The following is a 17,856-nucleotide window of genomic DNA, read 5'->3' as shown; positions in this document are numbered from 1 at the left end:
CATGACTGGCGGACAAATAGCAAACGTAGATCTTATCAAGCAGGTCAACAGTGCAGCCGTGTATCGGCTCATCGACCTGCAAGGCCCCATCTCCCGGGTCAAGATTGCCGAGTTGAGTCAGCTGGCCCCGGCCAGCGTGACCAAAATAACCCGGCAACTGATCGAGCATGGCCTGATCAAGGAGACCTCTCCGCAAGCCTCAACCGGCGGGCGGCGTGCCATCTCCCTGACCACCATCAAACATCGCTTTCAGTTTGTCTCTGCCAAGCTGGGCCGCGGCTACCTGCAACTGAGTCTCTATGACCTCGATGGCAAGGAGCTCGACCAGCACGTCATTCAGGTGACCGAGATCGACCAGCAACCCGTGGTCGACATGCTGCTGCGGGAGATTGGCGCCTTTATCGATGCCAACCGCGAACGTTGTCGCAACCTCATCAGCATCGCGCTGACCATGCCGGGTCTGGTCAACCCGGAATCCGGCATGGTCATCTACACCCCCAAGTATCAGATCCGCAATCTGGGACTGGCGAAGCTGCTTGAGAACCACTTCAATCTCCCCTGCTACGTGGGCAACGACACCCGCTCGCTGGCGCTGGCCGAACACTTCTTCGGCGAGTCCCGCGACTGCATGGACTCCATTCTGGTGAGCGTCCACCAGGGGACGGGCTCGGGGATCATCACCAAGGGTCAGGTGTTCCTCGGTCAGAACCGCAACGTCGGCGAGATCGGCCATATCCAGGTCGAGCCGCTCGGCAAGCGCTGCCACTGCGGCAACTTCGGCTGCCTCGAGACCATAGCCTCCAACGAAGCGATCATCGACAAAGTGAAGGAGCTCATCAGCCGCGGTCATCAGAGCGCGCTGCAAGAGAAGCACATCACCATTCAGGAGGTGTGCAAGGCGGCGCTGGCGGGCGATGAACTGGCCCGCAGCGTGATCGAGAACGTGGGTGAGCATCTGGGACGAGCGGTGGCTATTACGGTCAACCTGTTCAACCCGCAGAAGGTGCTGATCGCCGGTGAAATCACCGCCGCCGAAGAGATCCTCTTCCCGGCCATCCGTCGCTGCGTCGAGCATCAATCCCTGCCGAGCTTCCACCGTGGCCTGCCCATCGTGAAAGCCCGCTTCCAGAACCAGCCGACCTATGGCGGCTTTGCACTGGTCAAGCGCGCCCTGCTGGAGGGGGATCTGCTGCAGATCATCATGGAGCAGAAGTAAGACACTGACCTTGCGAGATAATAAAACGGCAGCCAGTGGCTGCCGTTTTCTATTGTGTGCTTGCTGGCGGTTTAGCCCGCCCGACATGGCTTGAACAGATCCAGCTTGTTGTCGTAAACACTCGTCTGCACATCCATGATCCCCAGCATGGAGTGAAAGAGGTTGTCATGGGAGAAACGCTGACTGCTCGCCTCCGCTGCCAGGCAACCCATATCCAGCTGGCGATCGGCCTGTAACTGAGGCGAGAACCAGGTCAGCAGCGGCACCCGGGTCTGATCATCCGGCGCAAACTTGTAGGGCGTGCCGTGCAGATAGAGCCCCATAGCCCCAAGCGATTCACCGTGATCGGAGAGATAGACCAGCCCCACATCGTACTGGCTCTCCAGCGACTTGAGCTTGTCTATCAGCAGTCCCACCACCTTATCGGTGTAGCGGATGGTGTTGTCATAAGTGTTGACCAGCTCTTCGTTGCTGCAGTTTTCAATGTCGCTGCGCGGGCAATCCGGCATAAAGACGCGCTCGCTGGCAGGGTAACGACGGAAATAGGTCGGGCCATGGCTGCCCATCAGGTGAAAGGCCACCAGCTTGTTGCCCTTCATGCCGGCAATCTGCTGATCCAGCCCCTCCAGCAGCACCTCGTCATAGCAAGACTCCCCCTGACAGAGCGCAGGATAGGATTTGGGGAGGATCTCGATGGTCGGCACATTGCGGCACACCCCTTTGCAGCCGCCATCATTCTCTTTCCACAATACCGAGACTCCGGCATGTTGCAGCACATCGAGCAGGCCGTCACGGGAGCTGGCGAGCTGGTCATCGTAACCACGGCGCGTGAGGTTGGAGAACATGCAGGGCACCGAAACCGCAGTAGCCGTACCGCAGGAGCGCACATTCCTGAACGACACCACCCCCTGCTCTTTGGCCGTGAAGCTGTTGGTTGCCTTGCCATACCCGTTAAGGGAGTAGTTCTGGCTGCGCGCCGTCTCCCCCACCACCAGGAACATCAAAGTCGGCTTGCTTCCCCGGGCCACCACCCTGGCATCGGTCCCCAACTGCTGGTAAGGGATCGGCGTGGCAAACAGCACATCACGCCCATATTTGTAGAGGCCGTGCACATAGTTGGCAGGCACAATCTCTTTGGCCAGCGACTTGTTGTTGCGCCCGACCGAGGCGTAATCCTGATAGTAAAGTGACGCGACGCCCCCGATAAACAGCAGAGAGATAGCCAGTGCACCAGCCCGCAACGCCAACCCATGATACCAGCGAGCCGGATAGCGGATCCGCAGTGACCAGAGCACCAGAACAGGCAACAGCCCGGTCAGCAGAAACCAGAGTGCAACTGAGCCATTCAAATAGGCCCCCGCCTCACCACTGTTGGTCTCCACTATGTTCTGGATCATGCCTGCATCAAAGATGACGCCGTATTTGAGCATGGCGTAGCTGACGATGGAGCCAGTCAGAATGAGCACGGTAAAAAAGGGCTTGAGCACAAACCGGAACGTGAAGGGAATAAACACGGCATTGAGCGCCGCGATCAGCACCAGCGGGATCGAGATGGCAAATCCGGCTTTGACATGGGTCAGGGCGCTGAGCACCGTATAGAAATGCAAAAAGATTGGCCAATTCAGTACCAGGGCGAAAAAGAGTACCAGCAACAGATTGGTCTGCAGTACACCGAGAGTTACACGCATAAACAACTCCTACATACCGGCCTGCAGTGCAGCGGGCCGGCCAAGCCAACAAAAACGACGGGGCCAGCGTAGGAAGTAAAACTTAAGCGCGAATTAAGAGGAGAAGCACGGCGCTCGTGCGCCCCATCACAGCACGGGGTGCTCCGCTGCCCCGAAATGGATTTTTAGTTGTCTATCCATCGGATTTTGCTAGCTTGTTGAGTAGGCATTCACGAAATGCAGGTTAACCGATGGCACTGATCCAAGCCTCGATAGAGCAATTGAGAGTAGGCCACTATATCCATCTCCCCACGGGATGGACTAACCACCCGTTTATGTTCAATACCTTCAAGATCAAGGATCAGCAGCAACTCGACATTCTCCGTCATCTTGATCTCACCCTACTGATGGTCGACCCCGACAAGAGCGATCTGCCCATCGAGCCGCTGCTGCGCGGCGATATCCCGGATGCCGGGCCTGACCTTGATGAGCTGGAAGAGCTGATTGCCTCGGGCCCGCCCCCCTTTGACGAAAAGGCCTTTCGCCGCTCCATGCGCGCCGCCGACAAAGCCTTTGGCCAATCCATGAGCGAGCTGCGTGATGCACTCGGGGCACTCAACCTCAAACCGGATGAAGGGCTGGCCAATACAGCCCAGATCGTCCGCAATGCCGCCTTCACCCTCAGTCAGCATGAAGGGCCTCTCGGGCTCCACCTTATTCGCAGCCCCCACACCGATATCCTGCTGCAACACAGCCTCAATGTGGCTTTCATTGCCATGCTGATGGCACGCGAATTGGGGATGAATCCTATAGAACTGGAAGAGACGGGACTTGCGGGACTTATCCACGATATCGGTGAACTGAAGATCCCTAGCCAGATCACCCAAAAACGCGGGGATCTCAGCAAGGCCGAGCAGAACTTCCTCAATATGCATCCCCAGTACGGGCTGGAGATGCTGACCCAGCTCAACGCCTTTGAACCGAAAATCCGTCAGGTCGCCCATCTGCACCACGAGCGGCTTGACGGCAGCGGTTATCCGCTCGGGATCAAGGGCGGGGAGATCCCGCCGCTGGCCCGATTGATCGGGCTGGTCGACTTCTACGACGAGCTGCTCCATCCCCGCAACAGCGGTAACCCGGCCGCGCCGAGTCAGGCCATCAGCCAGCTCTACAAGTTATCCCAGAAGAAGTTCGACCAGAATCTGGTCAAGTTGCTGGTCAAGGTGCTGGGGGTCTATCCGCCGGGATCACTGGTGAAACTCTCGGACGAGAGCATCGCGCTGGTGCTCTCTACCGAACCCACCATGCCCCTCAAGCCGAAGATCCTGCCCTATATCAAGGCCCAGCGGCCGGAAGCCGTCGCCATGATCGATCTGCGGGAAGATGAACGCACCATAACTGCTTTTATCAAACAGGAAGAGCTGGATGAGGGACAACGGCAGTTCTTCAACCTGACCCGCCGCTTCTGCTACTACTTTGCATTCTGAGTTATCCCCAGAAGCTGGGGATAACTCATTGGACAAACCGGAATAATTGCTCAAACCCCCATCAGAAGGTTGCCAACTGACCATGTATAAAAAACGCCCAGCCAAGAGGCCGGGCGGAGCATGCCACCTCCGTGTGGCGTATCCAGCGGATACATTCATGCTCCATCCATCAATATCAACCCGCTGCCGCTTACACAAATATCAATTTAACATGCTGATTTAATATGGTTTTATCCACTTGTTCTGGCAAACTGACGGCCCGTTGCGCCCAGTTGGGCCAACAGAACAAGATCCTGATCACACTTATTCACGGGCTGGCTATTTTTTCAGCTGCCTTATGAGGAACGTTTTTTATGCAGTTGGTCCTCTCCTTGCTGCAACAGATGAGCGTCAGCCTGGTGATCGCCTATCTCTTCTCGAAAAGCCCGCTGCTGCGCCCGCTTGCCAACTATTCAGTGAGACTACCTCACAAGATACTGATATACATCATCTTTTCCAGCTTTTGTATCCTCGGCACCTATGTGGGCCTCGATATCGACGATGCCATCGCCAACACCCGGGCAGTCGGCGCCGTCTTGGGGGGATTATTGGGGGACCGCTGGTGGGCTTTCTGGTGGGGCTGACCGGCGGTCTGCACCGCTATACGCTGGGGGGATTTACCGATCTCGCCTGCGCCATCTCCACCACCTGCGAGGGGTTGCTCGGGGGCATAGTGCACTGGCGACTGATGCGCTCGGGGCGAACGGATGCCCTGTTTGAACCACGCATCGCCTTCTTTACCACCCTCTATGCCGAGATCATGCAGATGGTCATCATCCTGCTGGTGGCGACCCCGTTCGACAAATCCCTGCTGCTGGTGCGCACCATCGCCACCCCGATGATTCTGGCCAACTCCTGCGGCGCGGCGCTCTTCATCAGCATGATCCGCGACCAGCAGCGGATGTATGAGAAGTTCTCCCGGGTCTTCTCCGCCAAGGCGCTCAATATCGCCAACCGCACAGTGGGGATCATGAGTCAGGGCTTTACCCCGGAGGCGAGCAACAAGATTGCCCGCATCATTCAGGAGGAGACCGGCGTTGGGGCGGTCGCTATCACGGACACCGAGCAGATCCTCGCCTTTATCGGCACCGGCGAAGATCATCATCTGCCGGGCACTCCTATCGCGTCAGCCATCACCATGCAGGCCATCGCCCAGAACAAGGTGCTGTTTGCCGATGGCAACAGTCAACCCTATCGCTGCAGCCTCTCCTCCGCATGCCAGCTGGGTTCGGTGCTGGTGATCCCGCTGCAGGGGGATAAAGGAGTGATCGGCACCATCAAGCTCTACGAACCGAAGAAGCGGCTGTTTCTCAAGATCAACCACACCCTGGGGGAAGGGATTGCCAACCTGCTGTCACAGCAGTTGCTGGCCGGTCGGCTGGAGCAGCATCAGCGGCTGCTGGTGCAGTCCGAGTTGAAACTTATCCAGGCCCAGATCAACCCCCACTTTCTGTTCAACACCCTCAACACCATCAGTGCCATCACCCGGCGCGATCCGGACAAGGCGCGAGATCTGCTGCTGCATCTTTCACTGTTCTTTCGCAAGAACCTAAAACGCCAGAGCGGCCTTGCGACCCTGCAGGAAGAGCAGGAGCACTGCCAATCCTATCTGGAGATCGAGCTGGCCCGCTTTGGCGATCGGCTGACGGTGATAAACGAGATCCCGCCCCATCTGGCCACACTGCGACTGCCCAGCTTCACCCTGCAACCGCTGATCGAGAATGCCATCAAGCACGGCATCTCGACCCTGCTGGAGCAGGGGCGCATTCGCCTCTGGACCGATGAGCATCCCACCAGCGTCACTATCCACGTGGAAGATAATGCAGGCACCTGGCAAGCGCATCCCGCTGGCGACGGTCTGGGCATGACCATCGTCGATCGGCGACTGAAAAGCGCCTTTGGCGAGCGCTATGGCGTGACTATTGCCTGCGAGCCTGAGCAGTGGACCCGGGTCTCGTTCACCATCCCCAAGGAGCAACCATGATCCGCACCCTGATAGTCGATGACGAACACTATGCCCGCGAAGAGCTGAGGCAGCAGCTGGCCTGCGATCCTGCCATCGAGATCGTGGGGGAAGCGGCAAACGCTATCGAGGCGCTGCCGCTTATTCAACGCCTTAAGCCCGACGTGGTGTTCCTCGATATTCAGATGCCCAAGCTGAGCGGTATGGAGCTGGTCGCCATGCTCGACCCCCTGCCCCGCATCGTCTTTGTCACCGCCTTTGACGAATATGCCATTCAGGCATTTGAAGAGAACGCCTTCGACTACCTGCTCAAGCCGGTGGAGCCCGCCCGGCTCGCCAAGACGCTGGCTCGCCTCAAGCAGGATATCTCCCCGCAGCCCATCGAGCGGCTGGCCCCGACTATCGAACATATTCCGGGCTATCTGCACAATCGGGTCAGGCTGCTGCCCATCGCACAGGTGGAGTATGCCTTCTCCGATCTGGGCGGGGTCCATGTGGCCTGTCAGGGCGAGCTGTTCCACACCCAGCTCACCCTCAAATCGCTGGAAGAAAAGAGCCCGCTGCTGCGCTGCCACCGTCAGTATCTGGTCTCCCCCAACGCCATCTTCGAGATCCGGCTGCTTGATAACCAGCTGGCGGAGATCGTCACCCCGAGCGGCGCCCGGGTGCCGGTCAGTCGTCGCTATCTCAAGGAGCTCAAAGATCAGCTGGGGCTGGACTGAACTGCGGAGTGTGCGCCTGATCACAGCCGCCGACCGCTCGGCGCGCCAAAGCGCCGCTCGGGGAGTTTCACCAGCCAGTCAGGCGCAACCGTTTTAGACTCGCTCTGCACACTAAAAAATAACAATGCAGGAGCGTAACAATGATCTGGTTCTTCCTCTGTGTCGGCTTACTTGTGGCCGGCTACTTCATATACGGCAAATTCATCGAACGGATATTCAGCCCGAAACCCGAGCTGAAAACCCCCGCCATCACCATGGCTGACGGGGTGGACTATGTCCCGATGTCGGACAAGAAAGTCTATCTGGTCCAACTGCTCAACATCGCAGGTGTCGGCCCCATCTTCGGCCCCATCCTGGGTGCCCTCTACGGCCCGGTAGCCATGCTGTGGATCGTCTTTGGCTGCATCTTCGCCGGTGCGGTACATGACTACTTCTCCGGTATGCTGTCGGTACGCGCCAAGGGAGCCTCGGTGCCAACCGTGGTCGGTGAGCATCTTGGCACCGCCGCCAAGCACTTCATGAACCTGTTTGCCGTGGTGCTGCTGATGCTGGTGGGCGTGGTATTTGTGCTGAGCCCGGCGGGCCTCTTGGCCAACCTCACCTCCACCGATCTGGTCTACTGGATCGTGGCAATCTTTGCCTACTACATCCTCGCGACCATAGTCCCCATCGACAAGATCATCGGCCGCTTCTACCCCATCTTCGGCGCCCTGCTGGTCTTCATGTCGGTCGGCCTCATCGTTGGCCTGATCGCCTCCGGCAAAGGCTTCTACAACACCGGGATGGACTTCTCCAACCTGCACCCGACCGAGCTGCCGCTCTGGCCGCTGCTCTTCATCACCATCGCCTGTGGCGCGGTATCAGGATTCCACGCCACCCAGTCACCGCTGATGGCGCGCTGCATGCAGAACGAAAAATCTGGCCGTTTCATCTTCTACGGTGCAATGATCGGTGAAGGGATCATCGCCCTGATCTGGTGCACCTTGGGTCTCTCCTTCTACGACAGCACCGAAGCGCTCAACGCTACCATGGCCAACGGCGGCCCGGCAGCCGTGGTACACGAAGTCTCCACCAGCCTGCTCGGCACAGTCGGCGGCATTCTGGCCATCCTCGGCGTGGTGATCCTGCCCATTACCTCCGGTGACACCGCATTTCGCAGTGCACGCCTGATCGTGGCGGACTTCCTGAATATGACCCAGAAGCCGCTGGCCAAGCGTCTGCTGATCGCCATCCCCATGTTTATCCTTGGCTTCATCATCTCCAAGGCTGAGTTCGGGGTGATCTGGCGCTACTTCGGCTGGGCCAACCAGACCACCGCCGTCATCATGCTGTGGGCTGCGGCTGCCTACCTCATCAAAGAGGGCAAGCTGCACTGGATCTGCACCATTCCCGCCATGTTCATGACTGCTGTTGTGATCACCTATCTAGCCAACGCCCCCATCGGGTTCGGGCTGGAGATGGGAACCTCCACCATCATCGGCTTGACTGCAACGGCAGCCATTACCGTGGCCTTCCTGATGAAGTTCCGCCAGCCGCTGGTCAGCAGTACCAGCGAAGGGTAAAAACAGCAAAAAATGCAGCGAAAGCAGCACAAAAAGGCGCCTGATGGCGCCTTTTTTAATGACAAAAAAACTAATAATGCAACTGTTGAACGGCTTCAGCTTCAATACAGCGAATAGCTTTAAGATTCCGGGCGAACTGACGATAAATGTGTGATTCTTAATTGCTTTAGTGCTTGTTGGAACCAATGATTAAGCTGTGCGTCATGCCAGTGGAGGTTATAAATGGCCCTTGATTATTTTGCACTTGGTCTGCTCGTCTTTGTCGGGCTGGTCATTTTTTATGGAGTCATCGTTATCCACGATATTCCTTACGAGATTGCCAAACATCGGAATCACCCTCATCAGGATGCCATTCACGTGGCAGGCTGGGTAAGCCTGTTTACCCTGCATGTGCTGTGGCCCTTCCTCTGGATCTGGGCAACCATCTATCGCCCCGATCGCGGCTGGGGCTTTAGCCAGCGCCTGCAAAAAGATGAAGAGGAGCTGGCGGCCCTCAAGCAGGAGTTGGCGGATCTGAAGAGCCGTATCAACACTATCGAACAGAGTGAGCAACAGGGATAAACCATGGACCTGCTACTGATCCTGACCTACACGGCGCTGTGTGTCGCCATATTCAAAATTTTCCGCATCCCGCTCAACAAGTGGACCGTCCCCACCGCAGCACTGGGCGGCGTGCTGCTCATCGGCACCCTGATCATGCTGATGAACTACAACCACCCCTACTCCGAGATGGCGCGCAACTACTACGTCTCCACCCCCATAGTGCCGCTGGTCAAAGGGCGCGTGGTGGAGGTGCCGGTACAAGCCAACCAGCCGGTGAAAAAAGGTGATGTGCTGTTTCGCATCGATGATGAGCCCTTTCGGCTGAAAACCGAGAGCCTTGCCGCCCGTCTGGAATCAAACCGCAAGCAGCTCAGCTCCATCGAAGCCAGATTGCGCTCCGCCAAGCTGGATCGGGATCGCGCCAGCGACCTGATGCGCCGTGGGGTTGGCAAACAACGTGACCTTGATGTGACCCAGGCCAATGTGGATGACATTGTGGCCCAGATAGAGCAGCAGAATGCCACCCTGGATGACCTGCAGGCCCAGTTGGACGAAGCCAGGTATCAACTGGCCCAAACCGTGGTGCATGCCCCAAGCGATGGTCACGTCGTTCAGCTGGCACTGCGCCCCGGCATGATTGCCACCCCTTTCATGTACCGTCCGGTGATGACCTTTATCCACAAGGATGATACCGCCTACGTCGGCTGGTTCTGGCAGAACAGCATGCAGCGCCTTGCCATTGGTGACGAGGCAGAAGTGGTGATCGACGGTGTGCCGGGCCGGATCTTTAAAGGCAAGGTAACCGCCGTGATCCCGGCCATTGCGGCAGGTAACGTACAAGCCAACATCGGGCTGCTGGATCAGACTACCGCAGTGCGCCCTGGCCGCCTGCCAGTGGTTATCTCCATCACCGACCCCGAGTGGGCCAAGTATCAGGTGATTGCAGGCTCAAGCGGACAAGCCGCCATCTACACCGATCACTTCCACCATGTGTCAGTGATGCGAAAAGTGCTGCTGCGCATGGCCAGCTGGATGAACTACATCTTCCCGTTCCATTGATCAGCCTCTTGCCACTCTGCGGGCCGGCACTATGCCGGCCCGCTGTTTTTGTGGCGCCAAGATCCCTATAATGGCGCCATCCTGCGCCGCCCCAGCCCAAACGCTACGTCCTCATGTTCGTTCTCAGACCCTATCAAACTGACGCCGTCAACGCCGTGATCAGCCACTTTCGCAAACACCCGGACCCCGCCGTGGTGGTGCTGCCCACCGGGGCAGGCAAAAGTCTGGTGATCGCCGAACTGGCTCGCAAGGCGCGTGGTCGGGTTCTGGTGCTGGCTCACGTCAAGGAGCTGGTTGAGCAGAACCACGCCAAGTACGAGGCGTGGGGACTCAAGGCAGATATCTTCGCCGCAGGCCTTGCCCGTAAAGAAGCGAATGCCCAGGTAGTGTTCGGTTCGGTGCAGTCGGTGGCACGCAATCTGGAGGCCTTCGACGGGGCCTTTTCGCTGCTGATTATCGACGAGTGTCACCGGGTGTCACTGGCTGACGACAGCCAATACCATCAGGTGATCGCGCATCTCAAGGCGGCCAACCCCGACCTCAAGATCCTGGGGCTTACTGCTACCCCTTATCGGCTCGGGCTGGGCTGGATCTACCGACGCCACTACCACGGCATGGTGAAAAGCCACGGCGAGCGGCTGTTCGGTGACTGTGTGTTCGAGCTGCCCCTGCGTTTCATGGTCAAAAACGGCTACCTGACGCCGCCGCGCATGATTGACGCCCCCATCGTCCACTACGACTTCAGCAAGCTGATCGCGCGGGAGAACGGTCTGTTCAGCGAAGCCGACCTGAATGGCGAGCTCAAACGCCAGGAGCGGGTCACCCCCCACATCCTGAGTCAGGTGCTGGCGTATGCCGCCGACCGGCAAGGGGTGATGATTTTTGCCGCCACCGTCGAACATGCTCGGGAAATTCATGGCTTGCTCGGGGCCAAAGAGCAGCAGGCGGCCCTGATCACCGGCGAAACCCCGGGGCCGGAGCGCGATGCCCTGATCAGCGCCTTCAAGGCGCGAGAGCTCAAGTTTCTGGTCAACGTGGCAGTGCTCACCACCGGCTTTGATGCTCCCCATGTCGATCTTATCGTGATGCTCAGGCCCACCGAGTCGGTCTCGCTCTATCAGCAGATCGTTGGGCGGGGCTTGCGTCTCTCGCCCGGCAAGAGCGATTGTCTGGTGCTCGACTATGCGGGCAACAACTTCAACCTGTTTGCCCCCGAAGTGGGGGAACCCCGTCCCCACGCGGGTACCGAGCCGGTGCAAGTGCCCTGCCCTGCCTGCGGTTTTGCCAACACCTTCTGGGGCAAGACCGATGAGGATGGCAAGGTGATTGAACACTACGGCCGCCGCTGTCAGGGGCTGTTTGAAGATGACGAGGGTAACCGCGAGGAGTGTGACTACCGCTTTCGGGCCAAGATCTGCCCCGGCTGCGGCGCCGAAAACGACATCGCCGCCCGTCGCTGCCAGCACTGCGATCAGCTGCTGGTGGACCCTGACGACAAGCTCAAAGAGGCGCTCAATCTCAAGGATTGCATGGTCATTCGCTGTGCCGGGCTGACCCTCAGCGCCGGGCGCGGCAAACAGGGGGAGCGGCTGGAAGTGATCTATCACGATGAGGATGGTCTCACCCTCAATGAGTACTTCGGATTTCACTCCGAGGGCGCGCGGCGCTTGTTTCAACAGCGCTTTGTGCGTCATCATTGGCCCGCTCCGGGTCTGGAGCCCGAATTTGCCACCCTGGCGAGCGTGCTGGCGTGCGAGCGCCAGTTTCGCTATCCCGATTTCGTCATCGCCCGCAAATCGGGCCGTTTTTGGCAGATTAAAGAGAAGATTTTTGATTATGACGGCCGCTATCGCACTGCCAACTCACTGGCATGATAGTCACTGGCGTCCGGCATGAGTCGTGTGAATTGCGTTGCCACGACCGATCTCGCATCGGCAGGTGACACCAGGATGAATTATCAGGGCCGGCACCACTACCGGGCCCCTTCGTTACGTTAGAGGATGTTATGCAGCGGCTGTTGATTGGTTTTTGTACTCTCTTTTCTCTGGCGGCCCACGCCGCCCCGCTGACACCCCCGCAAGGGGGCCAGTACGCCATCATGGTGCAGGGCAATAACGGTGTTGAGTTCGCCCGCCACGCCGATCAAATGATCGCTCCCGCCTCCACCATGAAGGTGCTCACCGCGTTGGCGGCCCGCCTTGAGCTGGGTGCCGATTTCCGCTTCGCCACCGATATTCAGGCCCAGCCTGGCGCCAAACAGGGTGACACCATCAACGGCGATATCTGGATCAACTTCGTCGGCGACCCCACCCTCTCCCGCATGGATCTGCTGGCCCTGTTCAAGCAGCTTGGCGTCACCAGCATCAAGGGCAATGTCTACGTCAACACCGGCGCCTACAACGGCTACGAGCGCGGCAATGGCTGGTCATGGGGGGATCAGACCCTCTGTTTCGCCGCGCCCGTCTCGTCTGTCATCATCGACAAGAACTGCGCTTATGGCACCATTACCGCCACCCAGATCGGTAAACCGGCCACCGGCAACGTCGCCACCGGCGTCCCCATCGGCATCGGAGCCGACAACGTGGAGGTGATGAGCTACGGCGACATGGCGCGCCAGTTCTGCGCGCTGGAAGTAGACATGGCCAAGGGCAACTTCTATGAGCTCAAGGGCTGTATCACCCCCAACAAGGAGCCACAGGGGCTGCGCTTTGCCATCCACGATGTGGAAGCCTGGGGATGGGACAACATCCGCTGGGCCATGAACCGTGCAGGTATCAAACATGACGGTCTGCTGCGGGTCACTCACAAGGCCCCTGTCGGTGCCGAGACCCTCGGCACTCACTATTCGGTCTCCTTGCCAGTCATGCTGGCCAAGATGCTGAAAAAATCGGACAACCTCTACGCCGATACCTTCCTCAAGACCGTGGGACGCCACTACTACAACAAGCCGGGCAGCTATCGCAGCGGCACCATGGCGGTGCGGGCCATCCTCACCAAGAACGGCATCGATCTGGGCAACGCCACCCTGGCTGATGGCTCCGGCCTCTCGGCTCACAACCTGATCAGTGCTCGCCAGATGATGTCGGTGCTGAACTTCATCCAGAAAAACGATGCCGAGCTTGGTTTTATCAAACTGCTGCCAAGCTCCCAGGTAGATGGCACCCTGGCGTGGCGACGCAGCGTCACCGCCCCCATGATGAAAAACAAGGTCCATGCCAAGACCGGCACCATCACCGGCACCTCCAATCTGGCCGGTTTTATCGATACCGCAAGCGGCCAGCGCAAAGCATTCGTGATGTTCCAGCGCGGTCTATCCCAAGATCCGGCCACCCACGAGCGCTACCGTGCCAGCAAGGCCCCCTGGCCCTGGACTGTGTTTGAAAAAGGGGTGCTGGAGAGCATCTATCAACAACAACCCATCCAGATCGTCAACGAGGGCTGATGGGGCAGGCCCCGTTTACGGGGCCGATACAATCGACTTCACGTCATCACTCGGCAGGGCTATGCTGTTGCCGGTGTGACATCAAGGGCCTGAGATAACGGCTTAAAAACGGAGAGATAATATGTTTGCAGTGATTTTTGGTCGCCCCGGTTGCCCCTACTGTGTTCGTGCTGTGCAGATTGCCGAACAGCTGACCGAACAACGCGATGATTTCAAATTCCGCTACGTGGACATTCACGCCGAGGGGATCAGCAAAGAAGATCTGGCCAAGAGCGCCGGCAAGCCGGTCAATACCGTGCCGCAGATCTTCCTGGACGAGCAGCACATCGGTGGCTGCACCGATTTTGAAGCCTATGCCAAAGCAAATCTGGGGCTCTATCAGTAATTCCCGCGCCCCATGCCACGCGGGTTAACCGCCAGCAGCGATAAAAAAACCGGCGCCATCAGGCGCCGGAATTTTTAAGCAGCTATCACCGAGCTCAGGGGGTCAATCTCTGAGCAGCAAAGCGCGCAATAATCGGGTTATGATCCGAGCTGTCCGTGGCCGGTGAGCTCACTTCCACCAGATCCAGATTGCGGTAGTAGAGGTGATCCAGCGGCCGACCAAAAGCGGTGCGGCGCAGGTCGGGCACAGGGACGGCCTCCTGCAACCCCAGCTCCTCCACCAGCTTGCTCAACCAGAACTGACGCTTGTCGCTCCAGGTGTTGAAATCACCGGCCAGGATCACCGGCCCCTGATGGCGGCGCACCAAGGCAGTGAGATCGTTGAGCTGTTCACGGAAGGTGGCCATCCCCAACTCGAAGTTGACCGAATGGATATTGATCACCATCAGGCCGTCGGGGTCCCCCTGCAATGGATAGAGGCTCACCAGCCCGGATTTGGGGATGCGCAACAAGGGCTCGGGGGAGCGCACGCCACAGACGAACGCTTGCGGGGTCTTGGCCACCGTCATCACCCCGAACGACACGCCGCCCTGGGTGAAGGCTTGCAGCTGTTGCCACTGGAAATCACCGGCACGCAGCCAGTCGAGCATCTCGGGACGGGTGGCGGACTCTTGCAATAACACCAGATCCTGCCCCTTGGCGTAACTGTCCATCCCTTCACGCCAGTTCTTGCGTTGCCCCTTGTAGAGGTTCCACACCGTCACCCCGAACTCCCGGGGCAGCGCCGTGGTCGCCAGCGCCACCAATGGCGGACGCTGACAATCGATACCCGGCACAATCCCTTCTGCCGTGACCAGATGATTCTGATCCGGCACCTCAAAACAGCCTACCAACCCCAAGGTCAGCAGGGAGGTGCCAAGAATGCGATAACTATTTTTCATTGGCTAAACCGCCTGCCTTTGCTTTTTGTCGTAACCATCACAAACACCATCAATGCCGACTAAGCTGATAGTCCCTGTTCCACCCAACCCGCAGGAGCCTGCCCATGGCGAGAGAACTTCGGTACAACGTGACGTTTTATGATCAACAAGGAAACTGTCATCAAGTGGAGCTGGCCACCATCTATCACATCAGACGGGACCCGCAGTGCGATCTCTGCCTGTTTGATACCCTGCAATATGTGGGCTCGGAAGAGATGCTGGAACGCATGATACGGCAAAAAACCGGGCTTGAGCAGGAAATATCCATCATCAATGCCCGGCTGATTTGATCAGGCACTCACCGGCACCGGGCGGGATTTGCCCTGTTCGTCGATGGCGACATAGGTGAAAATCCCCTCGGTCACACAGTAACGCTGGGCATCGTTTTCCCGCAGGACTGGCTTGACCCACACCTCCAGCTTGAGCTTCATGGAGCTGCGGCCGATCTTCATGCAGCGGCCGTAGCAGCAGACCACATCGCCCACCTTGACCGGACTGTGAAAGGTCATGCCTTCGACGGATACGGTACAAATACGTCCTTTTGCCAGCTCCTTGGCCATAATGCCCCCACCTATATCCATCTGGGACATGATCCAGCCACCAAAGATGTCGCCATTGGGGTTGGTATCGGCTGGCATTGCCAGGGTTCTCAGCAACAACTCCCCATCGGGGTGACGTTTTGTATCTACCATCATTACCGCCTCTCTCTCATGGATGGCGGCATGATAGGGGGCGATCACCCCCTTGGCAAACCTCAATTGCCCGAGGCGGCAAGCGCGGCAAACCAGTGGGCAGGGTCGGGCCAGCGATAGTTGAATCCCATCTGCTGGCAGATGAGCTGACCGTCGATGGGCTGAAATTCACCGGCAGGCTCGATAAAGACCGGCACGGGCAGCCCCTGCTGGCGCGCCGCAAAGGGGTAAAACTGCTCGCGGCGCGGATGCACAGGCGCGCTCAGGTTGAAGACATCCCCGTCCTTGCCCCGCTCCAGCAGCAAGATGCAAGCCGCCACCACATCGTCCAGATGAACCAGATTGACCGACTGGGCGCCGCCATCGAGAGTCTTGCCCGCCAGGAAACGGCCGGGATGGCGATCCGGGCCATAAAGGCCGGAGGGGCGCACTATCATCACCGTCTCGAAACCGGCCGCCAGTACCGCCTGCTCCGCCGCCAGCATCCGCTCGCCACGGGCATGGCGGGGTTTGGGCTGCTCACCCTCCTGCTGCCCCGCCCCCCATACCGAGGTGGCGCTGACAAACAGCACCCGCCGGGTGCCGTGCGCTTTGGCCAACGCGCAGGCCTTTGCCACCGCCTGCGGGTAGTCATCGGTCTTGCTGGGCGGTACGCAGATCACCAGACTCTCGCAGGGGATGGGCCACGCATCCGACATATGGGCAGAAATCGTCAGCGGATGGGCGTTGATCCCCTCCCCCTGCAGACGGGCCGCCTTCTCGGCGCTGCTGACCGTCACCGCCACCTGCTTGCCTGCCGCCAGCAGGGCCCGCGCCAGCGGCAGCCCGAGCCACCCCGCCCCCAGAATACTGATCGTCCCGGCGATATATTGCTCTGTCATCGTCCCTTCTCCTGCTTGACGCTAGTTGCCCCGCAGCTTACCTGCCTTGGCATAAAAAGAAAGCTTTGACCCGCAAATAGACAAATACCGCCAAAGTGGCGGTATTTCTAACTCATTTGAAATCAATACATCAAAGCAGAATAGAATATATCTACATCCATATCAGGGATATTAATTAACTCAACTGCCCGCTCAAGCGACAAACCATAATTGTGACTATTATATGCACCAATCAGTATTTCTTTGTGATACGTTTCCTCACCTTCAGCACCATCTTCAGGATATGCAAATGCAACTATTGATACAGCCTGTGTAGATATAGCATTGAGGAATTTTCTTAAGTGTTCTTTAGAAAAACCCGGGCCTATAACTACTTCTGGAGGATCGTTGAAATCCAAATCATTATTACCAAATACTCCATGGATCGGGATATTGTTTTCAATTAAACATTTTTTAAATTGTTCTTTAGCTTTCATTAAACTGTTTAATCTAATTTCACATTGATTCCATGAAGAAACATCTTCCGCTTCTTTTATTTTACGTTCAAGATCCTCATTACTTGGCAAAAATAGAGCCTTCGCCTTACCATCTTTGATTTCAAATGTCAGTCCCTTTATTTCCTGTTGAATACTGGAGACTAACTTCAATGTTTCTGTATTGGCAGAGTAAAGCTCCTCTTTCAACTTAGTTAATTGATTACTAGACACTGGCTGCCTAAGCATACCGGTCTTTGATTCTAGGTATTTTGAATAAAACAAATCCTCTTGCATCTCTGGTCTGAATTTGGTTTGCAAAAGGAAGATTGAAGCCAAAAAAAGAGGTACATTTATGATCGCGGCTGCTATTAGTAAGCCTTTAGCCCATACTGGTTCAGATAAAGCATTTGCTGCAGTTAAAAATGCAGCATCAATTAATATCAATCCTGTGAGCCAAGCGGCCAATAGTTGGATTGGCTTAGTAACCTTCTCTACGGGGATCTTGTGACTACTATCCATGCTACCTCTAAGAGTTAATAAATTAACATTCCAAAAACATCCATTTAAAACTATCTTGCTCTGTATAACCTGTGCAATATTGTCTTACACACCAACATAATTGTCATTTATTTTTCAATGCTCTGAGACTACCTTGGCCAAATATACTGTGGCATCTATGATGCGTTTTCCTATACAGGCAGCCTTTAGTCTGCCAATACAAAAAGCGGGCCAGTGGCCCGCTT

At 57.3% G+C, this 17,856-nt stretch carries 16 protein-coding genes and 1 pseudogene; 12 read left to right on the top strand and 5 right to left on the bottom strand.

Going from position 1 to position 17,856, the window contains the following annotated elements:
* Position 1: 1 nt before the first annotated feature.
* Positions 2-1,216, top strand: a complete 1,215-nt coding sequence (gene nagC, locus ACTG2B_RS07270; RefSeq protein ID WP_005334312.1) for a DNA-binding transcriptional regulator NagC — start codon at positions 2-4, stop codon at positions 1,214-1,216.
* Positions 1,217-1,287: 71 nt separating this feature from the next.
* Here nagC and ACTG2B_RS07265 read toward each other — a convergent pair whose 3' ends face one another.
* Positions 1,288-2,904, bottom strand: coding sequence for a phosphoethanolamine transferase (locus tag ACTG2B_RS07265; protein ID WP_439995449.1), 1,617 nt, complete (start codon positions 2,902-2,904; stop codon positions 1,288-1,290).
* A 230-nt stretch (positions 2,905-3,134) separates the two neighbouring features.
* On the opposite strand from ACTG2B_RS07265, the gene ACTG2B_RS07260 reads away from it, so the two are divergent.
* The 10 genes and pseudogenes from ACTG2B_RS07260 (at position 3,135) to ACTG2B_RS07215 (ending at position 14,085) form a co-directional block, all read left to right on the top strand.
* A complete protein-coding gene (locus tag ACTG2B_RS07260) occupies positions 3,135-4,370 on the top strand; it encodes an HD-GYP domain-containing protein (protein ID WP_031227798.1) in 1,236 nt (411 codons plus the stop codon).
* A gap of 353 nt (positions 4,371-4,723) precedes the next feature.
* A pseudogene (locus ACTG2B_RS07255) lies at positions 4,724-5,241 on the top strand (LytS/YhcK type 5TM receptor domain-containing protein); the annotation flags it as partial.
* Between the two features lie 6 nt (positions 5,242-5,247).
* Entirely contained in the window at positions 5,248-6,393 is a 1,146-nt protein-coding gene (locus ACTG2B_RS07250; RefSeq protein WP_439996916.1) for a GAF domain-containing sensor histidine kinase, read from the top strand.
* Positions 6,390-7,094: a two-component system response regulator BtsR gene (gene btsR, locus ACTG2B_RS07245; protein ID WP_005350523.1), complete on the top strand. Its 705-nt coding sequence runs from the start codon at positions 6,390-6,392 to the stop codon at positions 7,092-7,094. Before ACTG2B_RS07250 ends, btsR begins: the two co-directional genes overlap by 4 nt.
* A 140-nt stretch (positions 7,095-7,234) precedes the next feature.
* Positions 7,235-8,656, top strand: a complete 1,422-nt coding sequence (locus ACTG2B_RS07240; RefSeq protein WP_005337857.1) for a carbon starvation CstA family protein — start codon at positions 7,235-7,237, stop codon at positions 8,654-8,656.
* 222 nt (positions 8,657-8,878) lie between these two features.
* Positions 8,879-9,217, top strand: a complete 339-nt coding sequence (locus ACTG2B_RS07235) for a DUF3302 domain-containing protein (protein WP_005337862.1) — start codon at positions 8,879-8,881, stop codon at positions 9,215-9,217.
* Between the two features lie 3 nt (positions 9,218-9,220).
* Entirely contained in the window at positions 9,221-10,258 is a 1,038-nt protein-coding gene (locus ACTG2B_RS07230) for an HlyD family secretion protein (RefSeq protein WP_439995448.1), read from the top strand.
* 113 nt (positions 10,259-10,371) lie between these two features.
* Positions 10,372-12,132 (top strand): DEAD/DEAH box helicase, encoded by a 1,761-nt coding sequence (locus ACTG2B_RS07225; RefSeq protein ID WP_439995447.1) that lies wholly within the window; start codon positions 10,372-10,374, stop codon positions 12,130-12,132.
* 131 nt (positions 12,133-12,263) lie between these two features.
* The gene (gene dacB / locus ACTG2B_RS07220; RefSeq protein WP_439995446.1) at positions 12,264-13,700 is read left to right on the top strand and encodes a D-alanyl-D-alanine carboxypeptidase/D-alanyl-D-alanine endopeptidase; all 1,437 of its coding nucleotides are present in this window, start codon (positions 12,264-12,266) and stop codon (positions 13,698-13,700) included.
* Between the two features lie 121 nt (positions 13,701-13,821).
* The gene (locus ACTG2B_RS07215) at positions 13,822-14,085 is read left to right on the top strand and encodes a GrxA family glutaredoxin (protein WP_108613181.1); all 264 of its coding nucleotides are present in this window, start codon (positions 13,822-13,824) and stop codon (positions 14,083-14,085) included.
* A gap of 94 nt (positions 14,086-14,179) precedes the next feature.
* Here ACTG2B_RS07215 and ACTG2B_RS07210 read toward each other — a convergent pair whose 3' ends face one another.
* A complete protein-coding gene (locus ACTG2B_RS07210) occupies positions 14,180-15,025 on the bottom strand; it encodes an endonuclease/exonuclease/phosphatase family protein (protein WP_439995445.1) in 846 nt (281 codons plus the stop codon).
* A gap of 104 nt (positions 15,026-15,129) precedes the next feature.
* Here ACTG2B_RS07210 and ACTG2B_RS07205 point away from each other — a divergent pair, with 104 nt between their 5' ends.
* Complete coding sequence (locus tag ACTG2B_RS07205; RefSeq protein ID WP_439995444.1) at positions 15,130-15,354, top strand: hypothetical protein; 225 nt, start codon at positions 15,130-15,132, stop codon at positions 15,352-15,354.
* Here ACTG2B_RS07205 and yciA read toward each other — a convergent pair whose 3' ends face one another.
* From yciA to ACTG2B_RS07190, 3 genes are all read right to left on the bottom strand, one after another.
* Entirely contained in the window at positions 15,355-15,759 is a 405-nt protein-coding gene (yciA, locus tag ACTG2B_RS07200) for an acyl-CoA thioester hydrolase YciA (RefSeq protein WP_005337875.1), read from the bottom strand. It abuts the gene before it with no gap.
* Between the two features lie 59 nt (positions 15,760-15,818).
* Positions 15,819-16,637, bottom strand: coding sequence for an NAD-dependent epimerase/dehydratase family protein (locus ACTG2B_RS07195; RefSeq protein ID WP_439995443.1), 819 nt, complete (start codon positions 16,635-16,637; stop codon positions 15,819-15,821).
* A 122-nt stretch (positions 16,638-16,759) separates the two neighbouring features.
* Positions 16,760-17,632 (bottom strand): hypothetical protein, encoded by an 873-nt coding sequence (locus ACTG2B_RS07190; protein WP_139477157.1) that lies wholly within the window; start codon positions 17,630-17,632, stop codon positions 16,760-16,762.
* Positions 17,633-17,856 lie beyond the last annotated feature (224 nt).

Origin of the sequence: Aeromonas sp. 30P (assembly GCF_051919805.1) — a bacterium.
Lineage (GTDB): Bacteria > Pseudomonadota > Gammaproteobacteria > Enterobacterales > Aeromonadaceae > Aeromonas > Aeromonas veronii.
This window is presented reverse-complemented; position numbering and strand designations above follow the sequence as displayed.

Excerpts from the sequence above, each read along its gene's own strand:
- nagC (WP_005334312.1), top strand. The coding sequence starts at position 2 with ATGACTGGCGGACAAATAGCAAACGTAGATCTTATCAAGCAGGTCAAC.
- ACTG2B_RS07265 (WP_439995449.1), bottom strand. The coding sequence starts at position 2,904 with ATGCGTGTAACTCTCGGTGTACTGCAGACCAATCTGTTGCTGGTACTC.
- ACTG2B_RS07260 (WP_031227798.1), top strand. The coding sequence starts at position 3,135 with ATGGCACTGATCCAAGCCTCGATAGAGCAATTGAGAGTAGGCCACTAT.
- ACTG2B_RS07250 (WP_439996916.1), top strand. The coding sequence starts at position 5,248 with ATGATTCTGGCCAACTCCTGCGGCGCGGCGCTCTTCATCAGCATGATC.
- btsR (WP_005350523.1), top strand. The coding sequence starts at position 6,390 with ATGATCCGCACCCTGATAGTCGATGACGAACACTATGCCCGCGAAGAG.
- ACTG2B_RS07240 (WP_005337857.1), top strand. The coding sequence starts at position 7,235 with ATGATCTGGTTCTTCCTCTGTGTCGGCTTACTTGTGGCCGGCTACTTC.
- ACTG2B_RS07235 (WP_005337862.1), top strand. The coding sequence starts at position 8,879 with ATGGCCCTTGATTATTTTGCACTTGGTCTGCTCGTCTTTGTCGGGCTG.
- ACTG2B_RS07230 (WP_439995448.1), top strand. The coding sequence starts at position 9,221 with ATGGACCTGCTACTGATCCTGACCTACACGGCGCTGTGTGTCGCCATA.
- ACTG2B_RS07225 (WP_439995447.1), top strand. The coding sequence starts at position 10,372 with ATGTTCGTTCTCAGACCCTATCAAACTGACGCCGTCAACGCCGTGATC.
- dacB (WP_439995446.1), top strand. The coding sequence starts at position 12,264 with ATGCAGCGGCTGTTGATTGGTTTTTGTACTCTCTTTTCTCTGGCGGCC.
- ACTG2B_RS07215 (WP_108613181.1), top strand. The coding sequence starts at position 13,822 with ATGTTTGCAGTGATTTTTGGTCGCCCCGGTTGCCCCTACTGTGTTCGT.
- ACTG2B_RS07210 (WP_439995445.1), bottom strand. The coding sequence starts at position 15,025 with ATGAAAAATAGTTATCGCATTCTTGGCACCTCCCTGCTGACCTTGGGG.
- ACTG2B_RS07205 (WP_439995444.1), top strand. The coding sequence starts at position 15,130 with ATGGCGAGAGAACTTCGGTACAACGTGACGTTTTATGATCAACAAGGA.
- yciA (WP_005337875.1), bottom strand. The coding sequence starts at position 15,759 with ATGATGGTAGATACAAAACGTCACCCCGATGGGGAGTTGTTGCTGAGA.
- ACTG2B_RS07195 (WP_439995443.1), bottom strand. The coding sequence starts at position 16,637 with ATGACAGAGCAATATATCGCCGGGACGATCAGTATTCTGGGGGCGGGG.
- ACTG2B_RS07190 (WP_139477157.1), bottom strand. The coding sequence starts at position 17,632 with ATGGATAGTAGTCACAAGATCCCCGTAGAGAAGGTTACTAAGCCAATC.